This is a genomic window from Variovorax sp. 01T432 (assembly GCF_056398605.1).
Map to the genome: position 1 here is coordinate 1 of NZ_JBFTPS010000002.1, position 21,656 is coordinate 21,656.

The following is a 21,656-nucleotide window of genomic DNA, read 5'->3' on the forward strand; positions in this document are numbered from 1 at the left end:
TTCGTCGCCAAGCCCTTCACCCAATACACGGAGTCCGACTTCGCATCGAAGATCGCGACCAACGTCGCGGGCTTCTTCCACATCACCCAGGCCGCCGTCGAAGTGATGGAACGCAATCGCTCCGGTCACGTGGTGAGCATCACGACGAGCCTGGTCGACCATGCCAACGTCAACGTGCCCTCGGTGCTCGCGTCGCTGACCAAGGGCGGCCTGAATGCGGCGACCCGGTCGCTGGCCATCGAATATGCCGCGCGCGGCCTGCGCTTCAATGCCGTGGCGCCGGGCGTCATCAAGACGCCGATGCATGCCCCCGAGACCCATGCCACGCTCGCCTCGCTGCATCCGGTGGGCCGCATGGGCGAGATCGGCGACATCGTCGACGCCGTGCTCTACCTGGAGTCCGCGCCTTTCGTGACGGGCGAGATCCTGCACGTCGACGGCGGCCAGGCCGCGGGCCACTGACGCACACCCAGCGAATCACCACGCCCCGCAATCAAAGGAAGAGATCATGCCAATCGTCACCATTCAGGTCACCCGCGAAGGCACGAAGCCAGGGACCGACGCGGTCACCGCCGAAGAAAAGGCCGCCCTCATCAAGGGCGCCAGCGAACTGCTGCGCGACGTGCTGAACAAGCCATTCGACAGCACCTTCGTGGTCATCGAAGAGGTCGATCCCGACAACTGGGGATGGGGCGGTCTGCCTGCGCTGGAGTTCCGGCGGCAGCGCAAGACGGGATAAAGGTAAAATCGCCGCCGCTCCGGGGTGCACGCGACAGTGCTGAGATTCACACCCGCGAACTTGAACCGGTTAATGCCGGCGGAAGAAGAGCCTTCACCTTGACCTTCGGCGAATCCGGCCGGGGACGGGGTGGCCTTCGGAGCACCCGTTTCACGGTCACGAAGAGGTCCTCATGAACAACGCCCCTGCTGAGAGCCCGCCCACGCGGGGGGATCGGTCTTCCGCACTTCCCCATCCGGCGCGCGACAGCCGCGCGCTCACGGGTGCCAGCGCGGAAATCGTCGCCGATGTGCTCGCGTTCATCGCGCGCGACGGGTGCACGGACGACGCGTTCGACACCCTGGCGTTGCGCCTGTTCGCCCACCAGTACGGCAACAACCCGGCCTACCGGCGCTTCTGCCAGCGGCGCGGCGCGACCCTTCGCAGCGTGAAGCGCTGGAGCGACATCCCGGCGGTGCCGATCGACGCCTTCAAGGAACTGGCGCTGCGCTGCGAGCCGCCCGCGCCAAGCGACCGCGTCTTCATGACCAGCGGCACGACCCGCAGCGAGGTGAAGGGCCGGCATCACCATCCCACGCTGGCGGTCTACGACGAGTCGATGATCCGCAACTTCTCGCGCCGGTTCATGCGGGGCAGCGGCCGGATGCGCATGGGCATCCTGTTCCCCACCGAAACGGTGATGCCCAATTCCTCGCTCGCCCATTACCTGGCGCTCGCTCTCCATGAATTCGGCACCGAGGAAAGTCGCTACTTCGTGAGCCCGCAGGGGCTGGACATTGCCGGCCTGTGCGATGCGCTGGCGCAGGCCGAAAGCCAAGGCCGGCCCTACGCCCTGCTCGGCGCCAGCTACAGCTTCGTGCACCTGATCGACGAACTCCGGCAGCGGGGTCGATCCTTCCGCCTGCCCGCGGGCAGCCGGTTCCTCGACACCGGCGGCTACAAGGGCCAGTCGCGCGAATTGCCGCTCGACGCCTTCTATGCGGAGCTGTCGGCCCTGTTCGGCATCGACCGATCGCAGTGCATCAACATGTACGGCATGACCGAGCTGAGCACGCAGTTCTACGACGACGGCAACGCGTCGGTGCCGTCGGTGAAGTCGGGGCCGCACTGGATCCGCTCGCGCCTGGTCGATCCGCTCACGGGCCGCGAGGTCGCGCGCGGCGAGCGCGGCATCCTGGCGCATTGCGACCTCGCCAACTTCAATTCGGTGACCACCATCCTGACGGAGGACGTGGGCCTGGCGGCCGATGGCGGCTTCCTGCTGCTCGGCCGCGCCGAAGGCGCGCAGGCCAAGGGCTGCTCGCTGGCAGTAGAGGAATTCATCCGGGCGGCAGCGGCATGACGACGCTGCACGCGACCGCCGGCTACCTGCCCGGCCTCGCGCCGGCCGACGTGCGGTGGCAGCCGCTGGTCTTCGCGTCGGGCGCCACGCGGCTCGAAGTCGCCGTGCCCGTGTTGAGCCCGCAGCAGATGAGCGCGCTCGCCTTGCGGGTCAAGCAGGCCAGCCGCCTCCATCTGAAGACGATGACCGTGTCGCAGATCGTGGCCGTGGTGGATCGCGCGATCGCCCGCCTCCTCGACCCGGGCGACCCCTACCGCATGCAGGCCGACCAGCTGCTGCCGATCGTCAGCGGCTACGACGCGGAGATGGTTCGCCTGGGACTCACGGCCTTCCTCAAGAACTTTCGCGCGCCGCAACTGCATCGCTTCGTCGCCGAGGACTTCGCCAATCCGAAGGTGCTGGACGAGTTCCAGCCGCGACCCAAGGGCGGCGCGGCCAAGGCCTTCGGACCGGAGCTGCTGGTTCACAGCTGGGCCGGCAACGTCCCGGCGCTGCCGCTGTGGAGCCTGGTCTGCGGATTGCTGGTGAAGGCCGGCAACATCGGCAAGCTGCCGAGCGCCGAGCCCCTGTTCGCGAGCCTGTTCGCGCGGCTGCTGGCCGAGGTCCATCCGCCCTGGGCCGATTGCCTGGCCGTGGTGTGGTGGAAGGGCGGCGAGCAGGCGCAGGCCTCGGCCCTCTATGCCGAGGCCGATACGGTGCTCGCCTACGGCGGCAACGACTCGCTGGAGGAGATCCGCCGCCGGCTGCCGGTCACGACACGCTTCCTGCCCTACGGCCACAAGCTGGGCTTCGGCCTGGTGGGCGCCGCCGCCCTCGACACCCTGCGCGCGCCGCAGACGGCCCGTCTGGCCGCCTGGGACGTGATGCGCTACGACCAGCAGGGCTGCTATTCGCCGCATGTCTTCTACGTGGAGCGCGGCGGCAGGGTGTCGCCGCGCGAATTCGCGCAGTACCTCGCCAGCGAGCTCGCCAACCTGCAACACCGCTTCCCGCGCCGGGCCCTGGCGCTGGAGGATGCCGCCGCGGTCGCCGGATGGCGGCAGGCTTTCGAGCTGCAATCGATGTCGGCGGGCGGCGAGTCTGCCGGCGAGCTGATCGGCGAGGACGGCGCGGCCTGGGGCGTTGCCTACGCCGATGACGCGCGGGCCCTGGCGCCCACGGCGCTGAATCGGAACATCCAGGTCATCGCCGTCGACGCGCTGGACCACGTGATCACGCAGCTCGCGGGGTGCCAGCCCTTCCTGCAGACGGCGGGCGTGGCGGCCTCGCCGGCTGAACTGTTCCGGCTATCGGAATTGCTGGGCGCCGCCGGCGTCACGCGCATCACGGCCATCGGTTCGATGACCTCGCCCGAGGCGGGCTGGCACCACGATGGCCGGTTCAACCTGCTGGACCTGGTGCGCGTGGTCGAGATCGAGCAGGCGGCGGAATGGGCGGCCGACAAGCTGGTACCGTACGCGGACTAGGACCCCCATCGTGAGCTTCCTCGACATCGACCAGGTGAGCTTCACCTACCCCGGCTGGCCGCCCGTGGTGCACGGCGTCGACTGGCGCATCGCCGAAGGCGAGTTCCATTGCCTGGTCGGGCGCAGCGGCTGCGGCAAGACGACCCTGCTCAAGCTCGCCGCGGGACTGCTGCATCCGCACGCCGGCAGCATCCGATTGCAGGGCAAGGAGGTGGTCGCGCCGGGCCCGCGGCTGGGCTTCGTGTTCCAGTCGCCCACGCTGCTCGAGTGGCATCGCGTGATCGACAACGTGCTGCTGCCGGTGTCGCTGCAACACAAGCCCACCGCCCCGGAGATCGACAAGGCGCGGCAGCTGCTGGCGCTGCTCGGACTGTCGGCCCACGCGCAGCATTACCCCCGGCAGCTCTCGGGCGGCCAGCAGAGCCGCGTGGCCCTGGCACGCGCGCTGATCCTGGAGCCGGCCCTGCTGCTGCTCGACGAGCCCTTCGCCGCGCTGGACGCGATCACCCGCGGCGAGATCCAGGACGACCTGCTTCACATGTGCGGCCTGCGCCGCACCACCGTCCTGTTCGTGACGCACGACATCGCCGAGGCGGTGTACCTCGGCGACCGGGTCGCGGTGATGGAAAGCGGCCGGATCGTCCGGGACATCCGCGTCGAGTTGAGCAGGCCACGCGCGCCGGCTATGCGCTACGGCGCCGCCTTCAACTTGTACTGCGCGCAGGTGCGCGATGCCATGGACACGGCGACGACATGAAGCCGCTCTCCGCACGCACGCCACCCTGGTCCCTGGCGCTTCTGCTCGCATTGCTCGCGGCGTGGGAACTGGCGTCGCGCTCCGGCGTCTCCGCCCTGGTCCTGCCGGCGCCTTCGGCGGTGATGAAGTCGCTCTGGAAGGGCCTGTCCACCGGCTATCTGTGGCCCCACATCCGCGCGACCGGTCTCGAACTGCTGCTCGGGCTGTTCACCGGCTGCGTGATCGGCTTCGCCAGCGGCGTGGCGATGGCCGAGTCGGCGCTGCTGCACCGCGTGCTCAAGCCCTACGTCGTGGTCAGCCAGGTCATCCCCAAGCTGGCGCTGGCGCCCCTCTTCATCGTGTGGTTCGGCTTCGGCATGACCTCGACGGTGGTGATGACGGCGCTGATCTGCTTCTTCCCCCTGATGGAGAACACGCTCACCGGCCTCCAGCAGGTCGATCCGCAACGGCTGGAGCTGTTCCGGATGCTGGGCGCCACGCGGCGCCAGGCCCTGCTGCGCCTGAAGCTGCCTTCCGGCCTGCCCGGCATCCTGGCGGGCCTGCGGGTGGCGGTGGTGCTCGCCCTGGTCGGGGCGGTGGTGGGCGAGTTCATCGGCGCCAGCCAGGGGCTCGGCGCGCTGATCATCGCCTCGCAGGGAATGATGGACACCTCGCTCATGTTCGCGGTGCTGGTGGTCATCGCCGCGCTCGGCCTGCTGCTCTACCAGATCACGCTCGCGGTCGAACGAAGACTGCTGCTTCCCTACACAAGAACCTCATGACGGAAAGAACCATGAACAAACCCATCGCACGCCGCCGCGCGTTGCTGGCAAGCGCAGCCCTCTTCACCCTGGTCGCCGCGAGCGGAGCGCACGCGGCCGACGCGCTGGAGAAGATCACCGTGGCCGGCTGGAGCAAGCCGATCACCGAGATCACGCACCTGCTGGTCGAGCCCGACAAGGGCATCTTCAAGGCCAACGGGATCGACCTGGCCTACGTCTCGGGCGCCGGCGGGGGCGACGCGATCCGCAACATCCTCACCGGCCAGGCGGACGTGGCCTTCACCGATCCCGGCGCCTTCTTCTCGGCCCTCGACAAGGGCGAGAAGCTGCGCGCGATCTACGACATCTATCCGCAGAACGTCTTCAACGTGGTCTCGCTGAAGTCCGCCAACATCACCCGCCCGGCCGACCTGAAGGGCAAGAAGATCGGCGTCTACAGCCTGTCGAGCGGCACCCGCCAGAACCTGCTGGTGCTGCTGCACCAGGCCGGGCTGTCCGAATCCGACGTCACCATCGTGGTCACGGGCCTGTTGAATTTCGCGCCGCTGCTGCAGGGCCAGGTCGATGCGACCGCCGCCACGGACACCGGCCTGCTGGTGGGCCAGCGCAAGGGCCTGGGCGAGGTCAACGTGATGGAGGTACGAAACTACCTGAACGTGCCGAGCGACCTGTTCGTCGTGCGCGAGCAGGTCTACCAGCAGAAGAAGCCCTTGCTGAAGCGCTTCCTGAAGGCCTATCGCGAGAGCGCGGCCTGGATGATCGCCAACCCCGACGAGGCGGCCGGCCTGGCGACGAAATACGCCATCGACGGAACCGACCGCTTCACCAACCTGGACGTGATCCGGCTGCGCAATGCCGCCAGCGTGTCGGCCGCCACCGCGAAGAACGGTCTCGGCGCCTTCGACATGGAGGCGCTGCAGAAGGCCGCGAACACCTACCGCCAGCTGGGCATGATCGAGCACGACATCCAGATCCGCGACGTGGTCAGCTCGGACCTGCTGCCGGCGCGATGAAGGCAGGCGCCATGAACTTCGACGGCAAGGTCGTGCTCGTGACCGGCGCGAGCCGCGGCATCGGCGCCGCCATCGCGCTGGCCTTCGCCCGCGAAGGCGCAACGGTGGTGCTCAACCACCTGAGCAACGACGCCGCGGCCGCCGAGGCGGTGGCGAACTGCAAGGCGGCCGGTGGCGATGCCTGGGCGGTGAAGGCCGACGTCCATTCCAGCGCGGCCGTGCAGGCCATGGTCGAACAGGCCCTGGACGAAGCCGGCCGCATCGACGTGGTGGTCAACAATGCCTTGCGGCCGTATTCCTTCGACCCGCAGCGCCGCACCCTGTTCGGCGACACGGCATGGCAGGACTACCAGGCGCAGTTCGACAGCGCCGTCGGCGGCGCCTACAACGTCTGCCGGGCCGTGCTGCCGCACTTCAGGCAGCGCGCCCAGGGCAGCATCGTCAACATCGTCAGCGACCTGGTCGAGCGGCCGGTGATTCCCTATCACGACTACACGACCGCCAAGTCGGCGCTGGTCGGCTTCAGCCGCAATCTGGCCGCCGAACTGGGGCCGCTCGGCATCCGTGTCAACTGCGTCGCCCCCGGCCTCGTCTACCCGACGCAGGCCAGCAGCGCGACCCGGGAAGAATTCCGCGAGTCGCTGATCGCGGCGACCCCGCTGCGACGCATCGCGCGACCGGAGGACGTCGCCGGCCCGGTGCTGTTCCTCGCCTCCGAATGGAGCGGGTTCATGACGGGCCAGGTGCTGTTCGTCGATGGCGGCCTTGTGATGAAGTGACCGGCGCCGGCGCGCCGCAGAACGTCCCCTTCGCAGGGACAGACGCATCCCCCCTTTGCCTTCAACATTCCGGCGCATGTTCTGCCCCGTTTGGAGAAGCTCGCAATGCAGCAGGTCGTGATCATCGGCGCCGGCCACGCGGGCTTCCAGTGCGCGGCGTCGCTGCGGCAGGAAGGCTTCGGCGGCGACATCGTCCTGGTGGGTGACGAGGGCGGCCTGCCCTACCAGCGCCCTCCGCTCTCCAAGGCCTACCTGCTCGCCAAGGCCACGGCCGCCGACCTGCAGTTTCGCCCGGGGCGATTCTTCGACGAGCAGCGCGTCAAACTGGTGCAGGCGCGCGTCGAGTCCTTGGACCGCGCGGCGCAGCGCATCCTGCTGCAGTCCGGCGAAAGCATTCCCTACGACCACCTCGTGATCGCCACCGGCTCGAAGCCGCGCAAGATCCCGATGGAGGGGGCGGGGCTCGATGGCGTGCTGAGCCTGCAGACCCTGGGCGATGCCGACGAACTGCGCGAACGCATGCAGTCCGCCCGGCGCGCGGTGGTGGTGGGCGCGGGTTTCATCGGCCTCGAATTCGCCGCGGTGGCGCGCGCCCTCGGGCTCGAGGTGACCGTCCTCGATGTCGCCGAGCGCGCCCTGGCCCGCGCGGCATCCGTCGAATGCGCGCGCATCGTCGTCGACTCGCACGCGCAACGCGGCACCCGGCTCCTGTTCCGCTGCGGCGTCTCGGCCCTCGAGGGCAACGCGGGCCGTATCGCCGCCGTGCACACCGCGGACGGCCAGGCGCTGCGGGCCGACATGGTGGTCGTGGGCATCGGTGCGCAGCCGCGGACGCAGCTCGCCGAACAGGCCGGGCTGGCGATCGACAACGGCATCTGCGTCGACGAGCAGCTGCTCAGCGCCGATCCCGCGATCTCCGCCATCGGCGACGTGGCGGCCTTCCCCGATCGGGTGTCGGGACGGCGGATCCGGCTCGAGTCGGTGCAGAACGCGACCGACCAGGCGCGCAGCGTGGCCGCGCGGCTCGCGGGCAAGACGGTGTCGCACCGCCCGGTTCCCTGGTTCTGGAGCGACCAGGGCGAGCTGAAGCTGCAGATCGCCGGCCTGCGCGCCCCGGACGACGAGCACGTGGTCCTGGCCGACCCGTCTTCGCGCGCCTGCACGGTGCTGTGCATCCGCGACGATCGGCTCGCGGCGGTGGAGACGATCGACCGCGCCGGCGAGCACATGCTCGCGCGCCGGCTGCTGGCCAAGGGCGCGGGCGTGAGCGGCGCCCAGGCGCGCGCGCCCGGCTTCCAGCTCAAGGACCTCGCCTGAGCCCTGGCGCGGCCCGGCGCCGCGCCTTCACGCCTGCAGTTCGCCGCTCTCCAGCAGCCGCTGGCGGATGTCCTTCTTCACGATCTTTCCGTAGCCCGACTTCGGCAGCGCGTCCCAGAAGAACAGCTGCCGCGGCCAGCGGTAGCGCGCGCAGCGGCCGTCCAGGTGCGCCAGCAGCGCCTCGCCATCCACCTGCGCGCCCTCGCGCCGCACCACCACGGCCACGCCGACCTCGCCCCACTTGCGGTCCGGCACGCCCAGCACCGCCACTTCGGCGACGGCGGGATGGGTCAGCAGCACTTCCTCCACCTCGCGCGGGTACACGTTGGAGCCGCCCGAGATGTACATGTCGGATTCGCGGCCCGTGATGTAGAGCAGGCCGCGCGCGTCCATCCTGCCGAGGTCGCCGGTGTGGAACCAGCCGCCGTGCAGCGCCTTTTCCGTGGCTTCGGGGTTGGCGTGGTAGCCGCCGAACACCGCCGGGCCGCGACAGCAGATCTCGCCGATTTCGCCGGGCGGCAACCGGTGGAGTTCGGCATCGAGGATCGCCACCTCCATGCCCGTCCGCGCGCGACCGCAGGAGCCGATGTTGGCATCCGGGTCCTCGTCGTGGGCCGAGTGCATCTCCGGGGGCAGCACCGTGATGCTGCCGGTCACCTCGCCGAGGCCGAAGTACTGCACCAGCACCTTGCCCAGTTTCTGCAGCGCCAGCTTCTGGTCGGCGCGGTACATCGGGGCGCCGGCGTAGATCATGTAGCGCAGCGAGCGGTGGTCATGGAGGTCCACCGCCGGGTGTTCCACCAGCGTCTTCACGATGGTGGGCACGGTGAAGAGGTTGCTCACGCGGTGCTTCTCCACCGACTGCCAGAAGGCCTGCGCATCCAGCTTCTCGCTCGCCGGCAGCACCGTGGCCGCGCCGCGCGCCACGTTCAGCAGCGCATGGATGCCGGCGCCGTGCGAAAGCGGCGCCACCGCGATCGAGCAGTCGCGCTCGGTGGTGCCGGGGATCAGGTCGGCGAGGTGGTTCACGACCACGAAGCTCATTTGCCCGTGCGTGAGCACGCCGGCCTTGGGGCGGCCCGTGGTGCCGGAGGTGTAGAAGAACCAGAGCGGGTCGTCGCGGTCCACCGTCTCGTGCGCGGCGGGCTGGCCGTGGTGTTCACGCAGCAGTTCCTCATAGGAATGTTCGCCGGGGCGCGCCTTGCCGATCGTGATCACGTGCCTGAGCGCCGGCGCGGCCGCGCGCACCGCATCGGCATGGCCCGCGAACAGATCTTCCACGATCATGGCGCTCGCGCCGCTGGATTCGCCCAGGTACGCGACCTCCGGCGGCGTCAGCCGGAAGTTGGTCGGCACCCAGACGCAGCCCAGGCGGAACGCGACCCAGCAGCTCTCGAACATCTGCACGTTGTTGCGCGACTGCACGAGGATGCGGTCGCCCTTGCGCAGGCCGAGCTTGCGCAGCGCCGCCGTCATGGCGGCCACGCGCTGCTCCATCTCGCCCCAGGTCCAGGTGCGCCCGCCCTCCTGGATCAGGGCCGGTCGGTCCGGAAACAGGCGGGCGGTCTGCGTCAGCAGCTGCCCCAGGTTCATCACCCGCGCCGCATTCATCACACGGCCTCCAGGATGCTCAGGTAGCTGGCCACCGCGGAGCCGCCCATGTTGAAGACGGCGCCCAGGCGGGCGTTGCCCACCTGCATGCCCCCTGCCGTGGCGGACAGCTGCATCGCCGCCATCACGTGCTGCGAGACGCCGGTGGCGCCGATGGGGTGCCCCTTGGACTTCAGGCCGCCCGACGGGTTGACCGGCAGTCGGCCGTCCTTGCGCGTGACGCCGTCGAGGATCACGCGCGCGCCCTGGCCGTGCGGCGCCAGGCCCATGGCTTCGTATTCGAGCAGCTCGGCGATGGTGAAGCAGTCGTGCGTCTCGACGAAGTGCAGGTCGTCCAGCTTCGCATCGGCCGCCGCCAGCCCCTTCTGCCAGGCGAGGGCGGCGCCCTCGAAGCGGGTCGGGTCGCGCCGCGACATCGGCAGGAAGTCGTTGACGTGGGTGCGCGAGCGCCAGCGCACCGGCGCCACCCGGGCGCCGGGCAGGGGCTCGGTCGACAGCACCAGCGCGGCGGCGCCGTCGGAAACCAGCGAACAGTCGGAGCGCTTGAGCGGCCCGGAGACGAAGGGATTCTTGTCCGAGGGCGTGCGGCAGAAGTCGAAGCCGAAATCGCGCCGCATGTGGGCGTAGGGGTTGTGCATGCCATTGGCGTGGTTCTTGGCCGCGATGGCGGCCAGCGCATCGGACTGGTCGCCGAAGCGCTCGAAGTATTTCGTCGCGATGCCGCCGAAGATGCCGGCGAAGCCGGCCGGATCGCTGCCCTCCTCCTTGACGTAGGAGCACTTGATCAGCGTGGCGGCCACTTCCGGCGTGCGCAAGCCGTTCATGCGCTCCATGCCGATCACCAGCGTGCGCTTCATGCGGCCGGCCGCCATCGCGTCCAGCGCGGCCCAGATCGCCGCCGAGCCGGTGGCGCAGGCGTTCTCGGTGCGCACCGCCGGCGTGTGGCGAAACGCCGGTATCGCCACCGCGGGCAGCGAGGCCGTGAAGTCCTGGGCGACGAAGCCGGCGTTGAAGTGGCCGACGAAGATGCCGTCGATGTCCTTCGGCTCCAGGCCCGCGCTGTCCAGCGCCGGCTGCACGGCGTCGCGGATGAGCTGTTCCAGGTCGGCGTTGTCCAGCTTGCCGAAGGGCGTGTGGCCCCAGCCGGCGATGTATGCGTGGGTCATGGTGGTCCTCATGAAATGAAAGGCGATTCAGGGTACGACGGTTTGGGCCAGGCCGGGCCGCCCGTGGCGCTGCACCAGCGTGAGGGCGATCATGCCGGTGGCGCCTGCCAGCAGCCCGGTGGTGAGCGCCAGCACGGCGGCGCTGCCGCCGCGGTGCATCATGCCCATCCAGGTGCCGCACAGGAAGGCGGCGGCCGCGAAGACGAAGCCGCCCAGCGCCGAGGCGGCGCCCGCCTGCAGCGGGAAAGGCGTCGCCATCCCGACGTGGCCGCAGGGCTGGTGGATGCCATAGGCCAGCAGCATCAGCCACAGCCCGGCCGTCAGTGTGAAGGGGGTGTGCGCATCCGCCAGCTGCGGCGCGATCAGCAGCGCCGCGGCCGCCAGCGACAGGTAGCCGGCGCGGCGCACCGAGATCACGATGCCGTGCGAGTCGATCCAGCTGCGGCAGAGGAAGGTGCCGATCAGGTAGGCGACGGACGCGCCGCCGATCACCAGCCCGAAGACGACGCCCGAAACGCCGAAGGTCTCGATGTAGAGGTAGGCGGAACTGGAGAAGAAACCGAAATTGGCCGCGTAGCCGCAGGAGTTGAGCAGCGTCCACGAGCGGAAGGCCGGGTTGCGGGAGATGCGGGCATAGCCGGCGAACAGCGGGCCCAGCTGCAAGGCGTCGGGCTTGAGCGCGCGCGCCGTCTCCGGCACCCGCAGCAGCACCAGCGCGACGCCGCCCAGGCCGCACAGGGCCATGGACCACAGCGTGGAGCGCCAGCCCAGGGCCTGCGTCAGCAGCGCGCCGGCCACCGGAATCAGCATGGTCATGCAGCCCAGCACCGACATCGCGAGGGTCATGACGTGGGTGCCATGCTGTTGCTCGAACAGGTCGCGCACGATGGCGCGGCCGCACACCATCGTGGCGGCGATGCCCAGGCCCTGCATGGCACGGGCGGCGATGAGCACCTCGATGCCTGGCGCCAGCGCGCCCACGCCGGCGCCCGCGGCATAGAGCAGGAAGCCCGCCACCAGCACCGGCCGGCGGCCGAAGCGGTCGGAGGCGGGGCCCCAGAACAGCTGGCTGAGGCCGAAGCTGAACACCAGCACGGCCAGCGTCAGCTGCACCACCCCGACCGGCGCGGCGTACTCATTGCGGATGGCGGGCAGTGCCGCCAGGTAGAGATCGGTGCCGAGCGGCTGCACCGCCGTGGCCAGGGTCACGACGAGGACCACCAGGGCCGGCCGCATGGCCACCTTGGCGTTCAATGATCACGACTCCAGGAGGCCGCGCTGCTGCAGCCAGCCACGGATCAATGCCGTGGCTTCCTTCAGCAGTTCGGGCTGGCCGGCGTAGTAGTGGGTGGCGCCCTTGATGACGCGGAAAGTCTTGTCCGGCGACGCCGCCGCCTCGAACAGCATCTTCGGGTGGGTCTGCGGCGCCGCGTCGTCGGCGCTGTTCTCGATCACCAGCAGCGGCGCCTGGATGCGCTTGGCGCCCTCCAGGCCGTTGCCGCAGGAGTCGTCCAGCGACCATTGCGACAGCCAGGAGCGCAGGGTGGTGAAGCGCGCGAGCCCCACCGGGCCGGTGTTCACCGTCTCCGGGTTGCCCATGTAGCACCAGCGCGGCTTGCGGTCGTTGGGGTCCAGCGCCGGATCGAGGAAGCGCGGATCGGCCAGCGTGCGGTGCACGATGAAGGGGCGTTCCATCTCGCCGGAGTTGCGGGCCTTCAGCTGCGCCAGTGTCTGCCTGGCCCAGGCGGTGATGCGGCGCATGCGCGCCAGTTGCGCGGCCCGGTAGCGCTCGATGTAGGCGGCCGAGTACGGCGGCTGGTTCGGGTTGCGCGGATCGTAGATGTCGAGTTCGAGCTCGCGCTCGTCCGGGTCCAGTTCGTCCTTCACCGAGGGGTCGATGGCTTCGGCCAGCAGGTGGGCGCGCGAGAGATGCGCCGCCTGGTAGACCAGGGCATCGGCGGGGATCAGCCCCGCGCCCTTGATGTCGACCGGATCGCCGGCCGGCGTGTGCGTGATGGTGGGGTTCTCGGCCTCGGCCTGGTAGCTCACCGCCAGCGCGCCGCCGCCGGACCAGCCGACCAGCACCACCTTGGCGTAGCCCCAGACCTCCTTGGCGTGGCGGATGTACGCGCCCAGGTCGAGGAACACCTTCTCCATGATGAGCGCGGTGTCGTTGCGCTGGTAGCGGCTGCCGGCGCACAACACGTGCGCTCCGCTCTCGGCCATGGCGCGCGGCACAGGCAGCAGCTGCAGCGTGGAGGCCGGGTGCATGAAGATCATCAGCGTGTCGGAGTCCCGGCCCACGGGCCGGAAGCGGATGCCTTCGAGGTTCACCGCGCCCTGGTTGCCGGAGAAGCCATAGGTTTCGGTGAAGGCGGCGCGCTCCTCGTACTGGAGGTGCACCCATTCGGTCTGGACAGCGGGAGCTTGGGTCATGGCCCGACTGTAGGCAGGCGACGTCGCAGCCACAGTCCCCCGGCGGTGGTACAGCCGAGCCCCAGTGCGGGCTGTCAACCCGGCTAACCGCCGGCTGACCTGTCATGTTCGGACCGCGCAAAGCGGCCCGCCGAACCGAGGTCGCGACCGGCTACAGTCGGCCAAGACGGAAGTTCCTCATGCCCCTCCAGTTGACGTCGGCCATGAAGAACTCTCGCGGTATCGGTATGACATCTACCACGAGAGCGCGACGCCGACGAAGGGCGATGTCGTCGAACTCGCTTCCAAGCAGCTCCAGTCGTCTGTCTGGAGGGAAGCGGAGCGACGCCGACTGGCTACTGTCGGCCACAACCTGATGTATCCCTCCTCCTCCTCCCATTTTCGAATGACCCCGTGATACAAGAACTGCAGACACCCCGGCTGCGCCTCAGGGCCTGGCGCGATGAAGACCTGCCTCTCTTCGCGGAATTGAACGCCGACGACGAGGTAACGCGGTACTTGCTGGGTCCGCTCCCGCGGCCGCAGAGCGACGCACTCGTTGGACGCATCACCGAGCACTTCCTTCGTGAAGGCTTTGGCTTCTGGGCGGTCGAAGCGCCAGGCGTTGCGAGCTTCATCGGAATGGTCGGTCTTGGCATCCCGAGCTATACGGCCCCCTTTACGCCGTGCGTCGAGGTAGGCTGGCGGCTCGCGCGCAAGCACTGGGGCCAGGGCTTCGCGACCGAGGCAGCTCAAGCGGCCCTGGAGTTCGGTTTCGAGTCCCTCGACCTGCCCGAAATCGTCGCGTTGACCGTGCCAGGCAACGCGCGTTCTCGTGCCGTGATGTCCAAGCTTGGGATGGCGCGAGAAGCGTCGGATGACTTTGACCACCCGCTTGTCCCGGCCGGCCACGCCCTGCAAAGGCATGTTTTGTACCGGTTGCGCAAAGAAGCATGGATACGGACCCGTGGGCTCGCATCGCCCGCTGACTAGGGCTCAGCCAAAGGCTGAAGGCGGCCAAGCGCGAGCGCCTGAGCCCCCGGCCGGCAGCGATGCGGCGGAGTTCCTGCCTGATCCGATTTCAGCAGCCGGTCGCGCTGCTCACGTTCGCCAAGATGGCCAATGACCAGCTTTGCGGTCGCTGAGACCCAGGGCGGCTATAAAAGGGCCACGAGGTAGTCACAGTGAAGAGCAAAGCAATCAAACTCGCGGTCGTGGGACGCGGCCTGATCGGATCGGCGGCCGCCCGACATCTGAGCAAGATGGGTCACGAGGTCACACTGATCGGGCCTTCCGAGCCGACCGACTATGCACATCACGATGGCGTCTTCGGCAGCCACTATGACGAGGGCCGCATCACCCGAAGGCTGGAGCCGCATCCGTACTGGATGCAAATGAACCGGGCGTCGATCTCGCGCTACGGCGAAGTCGCGGCGGAAAGCGCCATCGGCTTCTACCGTGAAGTTGGCGTGCTTCACATCGGAGCCAGCGATAGCCCCGACGTCGCCCTGATCGGCGAAATCGCTGATGCTGCCGGCATCCCATGCGAAGCATTTGAGGATGCGAGCCTGGCGAAGCGATTTCCGTTCTTGCGATCGACAAAAGGCATGCGTGGCTTCTTCGAGCCAGTCGATGCGGGCTACATCAGCCCGCGCCGCCTCGTCCAGGCGCAGACGGTCGCAGCGCGGCGAGCCGGCGCACGCATCATCGACGAGCCTGCCCTGCGTATTTCGGAATGCGGCTCCGGTGTGACGATCAAGGGACCTATACATCCTGCCGCCGATTCCGTATCCCGACGGTCACACGTGGCTGAAGCTCGGAAGCGATCCGGGCGATGTCGAACTCCAAAACGAGGCAGACATCAGAGATTGGTTTCGATCTGGCGGCTCGACTCGCGTGGCCGATGGTCTGCAAGCGCAAATCCTCGATCGCATTCATGATTTGCGGTTCGAGGCACGCCGCGTCGTGCCCTGCATGGCCACCTTCAGCGATTCGGGCCTGCCTCAGATCGGACCGCTTTCGGACCGCGTCGCGGTCGCTTTCGGCTGCTATGGCAAGAGCGCCAAATGCTCGGATGAGATGGGGCGCCTGGGAGGTATGGCGGTGCTCGGCGAGACGAGAGCGGAACTCGCTCCCTGAATGTGAATGCCGCTCAGGCCTGATCAAGGCCGCTGATGTGCAGGCGAAGCGCACGCAAGAGAAATCGAGCAAGCCCCCACGAGCCGCAATCCTGGGCACGCGCCTTGCGTACGGCGGCCCGCGGGCATCCTATGTTCCAAAAATGTGCGCATAGACCCCTGAAACGAGTGTTTTAGGAATCATTCGGTGCCTGCTAACTTTGGCCTTCCGATCAATCTCCAAGCCACGGATCACCCGCACATGTCATCTCCGCTCTTCTCCGGCTTTCGCACTTTCGGGCTCCTCTGCGTGGCTGCCATCACGGCGTTCCACGCTGCGGCGCAGGCGCCGGCGAAGCCGCTCAAGCCCGTGACGATCGCAGTGGGTACGCAAGTGCTCAACGTCACCTACCCCTGGTTGACGCTGCCGATCGTTCTGGGCTACTGGCGCGATGAGGGCTACGACGTCAAGGTCATCACCGTGGGCGGGTCCTTGCAGGGCATCCAGCAGATGGTGGGCGGCGCGGTCGACTTCGCGCAGCTCAATTCGACGGGGCTGATTCAGGCCAATACGGAGAACAACATCGCCGTGCGCGGTCTCATGGGTACCGGCGTCATCGACTGGGGCGTCGGCGTCATGCAGGACGGCCCGATCAAGACCGTGGCCGACCTCAAGGGCAAGAAGATCGGGATCTTCAGCCTCGGCACGGGCGGCGTGCCGCTGCTCAAGGGCTTCCTGCGCTCGAACGGCATCAACCCCGATTCCGATGTGCAGATCATTGCGACCGGCGCGGGTGCGCCTGCCCTCGAAGCACTCAAGAATGATCGCGTGCAGGCGCTGATGTTCTGGGGCTCCGCACTGGCCGGCTTCGAGAACGCAGGCACAAAGTTGCGCGTGCTGTTCGACCCGGCCTGGCGCGCGCTGCCCGACTTCACCTTCGGCGCCCTGCAGAAGACCATAGACGCCGACCCGGCCATGGTGGAGGCGATCTCGCGCGGTGCGGCCAAGGCCACGCTGTTCGTCCAGACCAACCCGATGTGCGCGCTCAAGCTGCACTGGAAGAACTATCCCGGCAGCAAGCCCACGGGCGCGGACGAGACCACGCTGGTCAGTTGGGACATGCGCCTGCTCGACGCGCAGTTGCAATCCATGAAGAGCGCCTTCGAAATGAACGGCGGCAAGCTCATCGGCGCGATGGACCCCGCCGCCTACGGCCGCATGCAGGACTTCATGCTCAAGGACGGCACGATCAAGCGCACCGTGCCACCCGAGACTCTGCTCATCGGCAGGCCGGGCTTTGTCGATGCCATCAACCGCTTCGACCACAAGGCCGTCATCGACGCCGCCAAGGCTTGCGCCGGCGCATGACCCCCGCGCAATTCATCGCAGGCCTGCCGAAGGCAGAACTGCACATGCACGTCGAAGGCTCAATCGAGCCGGCTCTCTTTCTTGAACTGGCGCGCCGCAACGGCGTGACGATCGGGTGGAAGTCCGAGGTCGAACTCCGCGCGGCTTACAGCTTTCGCGATCTGCAGTCCTTCCTCAACCTGTACTACGACGGTTGCCGCGTTCTGGTGAATGCGGTTGACTTCCGGGACGTCACCCGCGAGTACCTGGCGCGCGCCCATGCCGACCGTGTGCTGCACGCCGAACTCTTTCTCGGGCCGCAAGGCCACACGGCGCGTGGCGTGGCGCTGGGGACGGTGGTCGAAGGCACCCTTGCCGCCATGGACGAAGCCCTGCGCGAAGACGGAATCACCAGCGGCCTTATCCTGCTGGCTCAGCGCCATCGCAGCGAGGAGGAGGCGCTTGCGATGCTCGATGCCGCGATGCCGTGGGCCGACCGGCTAATCGGCTTCGGCCTTGGCGGGGCGGAGGTGGGCAATCCGCCCTCGAAGTTCGTCGAGTTCTTTCGCCGTTGCCGCGAGCGTGGATTCAAGGTGGTGGCGCATGCCGGCGAGGAAGGCCCCGCCGCCTATGTGCGCGAGGCGGTCGAACTGCTCGATGTGCAGCGCATAGACCACGGCAATGCCAGCCTCGACGACGCGGCATTGATGCGGGTGCTGGCGCAGCGGCAGATTCCGCTGACCGTGTGTCCGCTGTCCAACGTGAAGCTCAAGGTCGTGCCGTCGATCGACGTTCATCCGCTCAAGAAGCTGATGGACGCAGGGCTCTGTGTCACTCTCAATTCCGACGATCCATCGTTCTTCGGCGGCTACGTCAACGACAACTACGTTGCCTGCCAGGCCGCGCTCGGGCTCCGCCGCGACGAACTGGTCGCATTGGCGCGCAACAGCTTCATTGCATCGTTCATGCCGCCCGCCCAGCGCGAAGCGGCGCTGGCCGCCATTGATGCCTACGACCGCGATGCCGCGCCGTGGGGCGCGTCCGTCATGTCAGCCTGATGATCTCTGCCGTTTCACTGCGCTACTTCGCGGAGGTCGTGCGGGCCGGCTCGATCCGCGCCGCCGCCGAGCACCTGTTCGTGGCGGCATCGGCGATCAGCCGACAACTCGCATTGCTGGAGGATGAACTCGGTGCGCCCTTGATCGAGCGTGGCCCTGGCCGCACGTTGCTGCGGCTCACCGCGGCGGGCGAACTGTTGTTGCGGCATACGCGACATGTCGATCGCGAACTCGATCGCGTGCGTTCCGAGATCGAGGCCCTCAAGGGATTGCGCAAGGGCAACGTCCGTCTGGGTGTCGTCGAGACCTTCGTGCGCGAGGTGATTCCCGGCATCCTGCGGCGCTTCAACGACCGCTATCCCGGCGTCACCTACCAGGTCGAAGTGGCGCCGACGACGAAGCTCATCGAACTGGTCGGCCACGACGAACTCGACGTGGCGGTGACCTTCAACCCGCCGCCCTCGTTGCGCGTGAAGCATGTCTATGAACGCACGCTGGAAACCTGCGTGATGGTGGCCAAGCATCACCCATTGGCACAACTCGCGACGGTCAAGTTGACCGACTGCGCCGCCTACGGCCTGGCGATGCCCGACGAGACCATCAGCGCCAAGCGCGACCAGGACGAGATGTTCGCCAGGGCACGCATCCAGCCGCGCGAGGTGCTGGTGACCAACTCGTACGAAATGATGCGTTCGGTGGCCGAGACCGGCATGGCGATCACGCTCGTCAACGCCCGCCCGGGCGACAGCGCGGACATGCCGGGCTTTCGCTATGTGCCCATCAAGGACTCGCGCGTGAAACACCAACGCATGACCATCTGCACCTGCGAGGGCCGCACGCCGAGTCCGATCGCGGCGGTGTTCGTCGAGACCATCAAGAAAGAGTTCGAGGACCTGGAGCACGCATGAACATGCCTCTGACCCCCCGGCAAGCGGAGGCCCCGGCTTTCAGCTTCGACCGACTGCAGAAAGAGTTTCGTTCCAAGGACGGCGGCGGCGTGATCGCGTTGCGCGATGTCGGCTTCGAGGTGCGCAAGGGCGAATTCGTGACCGTGGTCGGGCCGAGCGGCTGCGGCAAGAGCACGCTGTTGCGCATCCTCGCGGGGCTGGAGCGCGCGAGCAGCGGCACGGTGGCGCTCGGCGGCAAGGCCGTCGCCGGGCCGAGCCGCGACATCGGCGTCGTTTTCCAGGCGCCGGTGCTGCTGCCCTGGCGCACCGTGCTGCAGAACGTGCTGGTTCCGGCGCAGATTCAGGGCCGCGACATCAAGGTCGCCACCGAACGCGCCAAGCACTACCTCGCGCTGGTCGGCCTCGAGAACTTCGCGACGAAGTATCCAGGCGAGCTGTCGGGCGGCATGCAGCAGCGCGTGGGCATCGCGCGCGCCTTCGTCAACGACCCGATGCTGCTGTTGATGGACGAACCCTTCGGGGCACTCGACGCCATGACGCGCGAGACCATGAACCTCGAACTCCACAAGCTGAAGGAGCGCACGGGCGCCACCATCATGCTGGTGACGCACAGCATTCCCGAGGCAGTCTTCCTCGGCGACCGCGTGGTCGTGATGTCGCCGCGCCCGGGGCGCGTGACGCAGATCGTCAAGGTCGACCTGCCGCATCCGCGCTCGCTCGACATCATCAACACGGACCGCTTCGGCACCTATGTGTCGGGCATCCGCGCCAATCTGAATGCCGCCGGGGGGCTCGACTGATGAACAGCAGTGCATTACCGATGAAGACGCCGCTGGACGGGACGAACGACGACCCGCAGGGTGCGGTGACCGCATCGGCAACGGCGAGGGCGAAGGCGCCGGTCGAAACGACCGGCCTGAGCCCCACGCGGCGCCGCGTGCTGATGGCGGGCTTCTTCGTGCTGGTCATGGCCATCTGGCATTTTGCCGTCGTGCTGCTGCGGGTGTCGCCGCTCATCTTTCCCGGGCCGCTCGCGGTGGCGCGTGCGCTGGTCGAACTCGTGCAGTCGGGCGAGATCGTCAAGCACCTGGGCGTGACGCTGTACGAGATCCTGGCAGGCTTTGCCTTCGGTGCGATCTTCGGCCTGGTGCTGGGCGCGTCGATCGGCCAGAGCGCCTTGCTCGAAGCCGTGCTGTATCCCTACGTGGTCGCGTTTCAGACGGTGCCCAAGGTGGCGGTGGCGCCGCTCTTCGTGCTCTGGTTCGGCTTCGACACGACATCGAAAGTGGTGATCACCGCGACCATCGTCTTCTTTCCGGTGCTGGCCAACACCATCGTGGGCCTGCGCTCGGCGCCGCGCGACCAGATCGAGCTGATGAGGGCCTTCACCGCGTCTGCCTGGCATGTGCTCAGGATGGTGCGCTTGCCGCAGGCCTTGCCCTATGTGTTCGCGGGGCTGGACATCGGCATCGTGCTGGCCGTGATCGGCGCCATCGTCGGCGAGTTCGTCGGCGCGCAGGCCGGGCTGGGCTATCTCATCCTGCAGCGCAACTTCTCGATGGACGCCGCGGGCATGTTCGCCATCCTGGTTGTGCTGTCGCTCATCGGGCTGATGCTGCACCGCCTGATGAAATTCATCGCGCGCCACGTCATCTTCTGGACGGACGCCTTCACCGACTTGTCGCGGGGTTCCTGAGCCGAACCGCGACACCCATTCATCCCCCCCGCTCACCCCATCAAGGAGACCCCATGTCCTCGACCGAACCCGCCATCAACCCGCAGGTGGCCGTCCCCCGCCGCGCATCGGCCACCGAGATGCCCATTCTCGATCTGGGTGACTGGCTCGCCGGCGGATCGATTGAGCCGCTGGTCGCGCAGTTCAAGGCGGCGTGTACCAACACCGGCTTTCTCTACGTTCACAACCATGGCATTCCGCGTTCCGCGGTAGATGCGGTGTTCGATGCGACGCGCCGCTACTTCAGCCTGTCGATGGAAGAACGCCTCGAGGACAAGATCGACGAGCGCTTCCGCCGTGGCTTCATGCCCTATGGCGTGACGCAGCATCCCGGTCACAAGCCCGACCTGAAGGAAAGTTATGAACTAGGCCTCGACCTGCCGTTGACGGACCCCGACGTTCAGGCCGGATTGCCATTGCATGGCCCCAACCGCTGGCCGGCCGACAAGCCATGGTTGAAGGAGGCCGCCGACGCGTACTTCGGCCACGCGGTCGCGCTGGGGAAGAACCTGCTGCGCATCTTCGCGACGGCACTCGAGCAACCCGAAGACTTCTTCCTGCAGTGGTGCCGGAAGCCGATGGTGCAGTCGCGGCTCTTTCACTATCCGCCGCAATCGAGCCCGACGGCGCTTGAACTCGGCGCCGCGGCGCACACCGACTACGGCATGCTGACGATCCTCGCGCAAGACCCGATCGGCGGGCTCGAACTGCGCACACGCGGCGGCGAATGGGTGGCGGCACCCTACATCGAGGACACACTGGTCATCAACCTGGGCGACATGGTCAGGGTCTGGACCAACGACAGCTACGTGTCGAACCCGCATCGCGTGGCGAACCGAACGGGCCGGGAACGCTTCTCGATCCCGACCTTCTTCAACCTCGACTACGCCACGCCAGTCGCGTGCCTGCCGCAGTTCCAATCCGCGGACAACCCCTCGCGGCACGCGCCGGTGAAATCCGGCGACTACCTGGTCAAGCGCTTCTCCGAGGTGCAGAAGTACAAGACACCGGCCGAACTGCAGACCGCCTGAGTTCACCCTCGATAAGCACGCATTCGCCCAGGTGATCCCGGCACCCGACAACGACAGGGCGGCAGCCCCCATCGTGCCCCGCGGCGCTCGCCG

22 protein-coding genes are annotated in these 21,656 nt (G+C 67.8%); 18 read left to right on the plus strand and 4 right to left on the minus strand.

Translation table 11 applies throughout. From position 1 onward, the window contains the following. From AC1DNF_RS01595 to AC1DNF_RS01635, 9 genes are all read left to right on the plus strand, one after another. On the plus strand, positions 1 to 462 hold a 462-nt coding region (locus AC1DNF_RS01595), incomplete at its 5' end, for an SDR family NAD(P)-dependent oxidoreductase (protein WP_478146783.1). Positions 463 to 508: 46 nt separating this feature from the next. Then, entirely contained in the window at positions 509 to 739 is a 231-nt protein-coding gene (locus tag AC1DNF_RS01600) for a tautomerase family protein (protein WP_478146784.1), read from the plus strand. A gap of 172 nt (positions 740 to 911) precedes the next feature. Beyond that, positions 912 to 2,081 carry a LuxE/PaaK family acyltransferase gene (locus AC1DNF_RS01605; RefSeq protein WP_478146785.1) on the plus strand — a complete coding sequence of 390 codons (1,170 nt, stop codon included), beginning with the start codon at positions 912 to 914 and terminating at the stop codon, positions 2,079 to 2,081. Continuing rightward, positions 2,078 to 3,547, plus strand: coding sequence for an acyl-CoA reductase (locus AC1DNF_RS01610; RefSeq protein WP_478146786.1), 1,470 nt, complete (start codon positions 2,078 to 2,080; stop codon positions 3,545 to 3,547). Before AC1DNF_RS01605 ends, AC1DNF_RS01610 begins: the two co-directional genes overlap by 4 nt. A gap of 10 nt (positions 3,548 to 3,557) precedes the next feature. Then, positions 3,558 to 4,304, plus strand: coding sequence for an ABC transporter ATP-binding protein (locus tag AC1DNF_RS01615; RefSeq protein ID WP_478146787.1), 747 nt, complete (start codon positions 3,558 to 3,560; stop codon positions 4,302 to 4,304). Beyond that, positions 4,301 to 5,065: an ABC transporter permease gene (locus tag AC1DNF_RS01620; RefSeq protein ID WP_478146788.1), complete on the plus strand. Its 765-nt coding sequence runs from the start codon at positions 4,301 to 4,303 to the stop codon at positions 5,063 to 5,065. Before AC1DNF_RS01615 ends, AC1DNF_RS01620 begins: the two co-directional genes overlap by 4 nt. Positions 5,066 to 5,076: 11 nt before the next feature. After that, complete coding sequence (locus AC1DNF_RS01625) at positions 5,077 to 6,078, plus strand: ABC transporter substrate-binding protein (RefSeq protein ID WP_478146789.1); 1,002 nt, start codon at positions 5,077 to 5,079, stop codon at positions 6,076 to 6,078. Positions 6,079 to 6,089: 11 nt separating this feature from the next. Continuing rightward, complete coding sequence (locus AC1DNF_RS01630; protein ID WP_478146790.1) at positions 6,090 to 6,857, plus strand: SDR family oxidoreductase; 768 nt, start codon at positions 6,090 to 6,092, stop codon at positions 6,855 to 6,857. A 105-nt stretch (positions 6,858 to 6,962) separates the two neighbouring features. After that, the gene (locus AC1DNF_RS01635) at positions 6,963 to 8,174 is read left to right on the plus strand and encodes an NAD(P)/FAD-dependent oxidoreductase (protein ID WP_478146791.1); all 1,212 of its coding nucleotides are present in this window, start codon (positions 6,963 to 6,965) and stop codon (positions 8,172 to 8,174) included. Between the two features lie 27 nt (positions 8,175 to 8,201). Here AC1DNF_RS01635 and AC1DNF_RS01640 read toward each other — a convergent pair whose 3' ends face one another. The 4 genes from AC1DNF_RS01640 to AC1DNF_RS01655 are packed head-to-tail and all read right to left on the minus strand — an operon-like array spanning position 8,202 to position 13,387. Further along, a complete protein-coding gene (locus AC1DNF_RS01640; protein ID WP_478146792.1) occupies positions 8,202 to 9,785 on the minus strand; it encodes an acyl-CoA synthetase in 1,584 nt (527 codons plus the stop codon). Next, a complete protein-coding gene (locus tag AC1DNF_RS01645) occupies positions 9,785 to 10,963 on the minus strand; it encodes an acetyl-CoA acetyltransferase (protein ID WP_478146793.1) in 1,179 nt (392 codons plus the stop codon). The genes AC1DNF_RS01640 and AC1DNF_RS01645 overlap by 1 nt, the downstream gene beginning before the upstream one ends. 15 nt (positions 10,964 to 10,978) lie before the next feature. Continuing rightward, the gene (locus tag AC1DNF_RS01650; RefSeq protein ID WP_478146794.1) at positions 10,979 to 12,205 is read right to left on the minus strand and encodes an MFS transporter; all 1,227 of its coding nucleotides are present in this window, start codon (positions 12,203 to 12,205) and stop codon (positions 10,979 to 10,981) included. A 3-nt stretch (positions 12,206 to 12,208) separates the two neighbouring features. Then, a complete protein-coding gene (locus AC1DNF_RS01655; protein WP_478146795.1) occupies positions 12,209 to 13,387 on the minus strand; it encodes an alpha/beta hydrolase in 1,179 nt (392 codons plus the stop codon). A gap of 64 nt (positions 13,388 to 13,451) precedes the next feature. Here AC1DNF_RS01655 and AC1DNF_RS01660 point away from each other — a divergent pair, with 64 nt between their 5' ends. The 9 genes from AC1DNF_RS01660 (at position 13,452) to AC1DNF_RS01700 (ending at position 21,563) form a co-directional block, all read left to right on the plus strand. Then, the gene (locus AC1DNF_RS01660) at positions 13,452 to 13,784 is read left to right on the plus strand and encodes a DUF7661 family protein (RefSeq protein ID WP_478146796.1); all 333 of its coding nucleotides are present in this window, start codon (positions 13,452 to 13,454) and stop codon (positions 13,782 to 13,784) included. Beyond that, complete coding sequence (locus AC1DNF_RS01665) at positions 13,781 to 14,359, plus strand: GNAT family N-acetyltransferase (RefSeq protein WP_478146797.1); 579 nt, start codon at positions 13,781 to 13,783, stop codon at positions 14,357 to 14,359. The genes AC1DNF_RS01660 and AC1DNF_RS01665 overlap by 4 nt, the downstream gene beginning before the upstream one ends. A gap of 191 nt (positions 14,360 to 14,550) precedes the next feature. Continuing rightward, the gene (locus AC1DNF_RS01670; protein WP_478146798.1) at positions 14,551 to 15,306 is read left to right on the plus strand and encodes an NAD(P)/FAD-dependent oxidoreductase; all 756 of its coding nucleotides are present in this window, start codon (positions 14,551 to 14,553) and stop codon (positions 15,304 to 15,306) included. 439 nt (positions 15,307 to 15,745) lie between these two features. Next, positions 15,746 to 16,852: an ABC transporter substrate-binding protein gene (locus AC1DNF_RS01675; RefSeq protein WP_478146799.1), complete on the plus strand. Its 1,107-nt coding sequence runs from the start codon at positions 15,746 to 15,748 to the stop codon at positions 16,850 to 16,852. After that, positions 16,849 to 17,889: an adenosine deaminase gene (locus AC1DNF_RS01680; RefSeq protein WP_478146800.1), complete on the plus strand. Its 1,041-nt coding sequence runs from the start codon at positions 16,849 to 16,851 to the stop codon at positions 17,887 to 17,889. The genes AC1DNF_RS01675 and AC1DNF_RS01680 overlap by 4 nt, the downstream gene beginning before the upstream one ends. Further along, positions 17,889 to 18,797 carry a LysR family transcriptional regulator gene (locus AC1DNF_RS01685; protein ID WP_478146801.1) on the plus strand — a complete coding sequence of 303 codons (909 nt, stop codon included), beginning with the start codon at positions 17,889 to 17,891 and terminating at the stop codon, positions 18,795 to 18,797. The genes AC1DNF_RS01680 and AC1DNF_RS01685 overlap by 1 nt, the downstream gene beginning before the upstream one ends. Next, positions 18,794 to 19,597, plus strand: a complete 804-nt coding sequence (locus AC1DNF_RS01690; protein WP_478146802.1) for an ABC transporter ATP-binding protein — start codon at positions 18,794 to 18,796, stop codon at positions 19,595 to 19,597. The genes AC1DNF_RS01685 and AC1DNF_RS01690 overlap by 4 nt, the downstream gene beginning before the upstream one ends. A 20-nt stretch (positions 19,598 to 19,617) precedes the next feature. Further along, on the plus strand, positions 19,618 to 20,493 hold the full coding sequence (locus AC1DNF_RS01695) for an ABC transporter permease (RefSeq protein ID WP_478146803.1): 876 nt from the start codon (positions 19,618 to 19,620) through the stop codon (positions 20,491 to 20,493). A gap of 53 nt (positions 20,494 to 20,546) precedes the next feature. Continuing rightward, the gene (locus AC1DNF_RS01700) at positions 20,547 to 21,563 is read left to right on the plus strand and encodes an isopenicillin N synthase family dioxygenase (protein WP_478146804.1); all 1,017 of its coding nucleotides are present in this window, start codon (positions 20,547 to 20,549) and stop codon (positions 21,561 to 21,563) included. Positions 21,564 to 21,656: the final 93 nt, after the last annotated feature.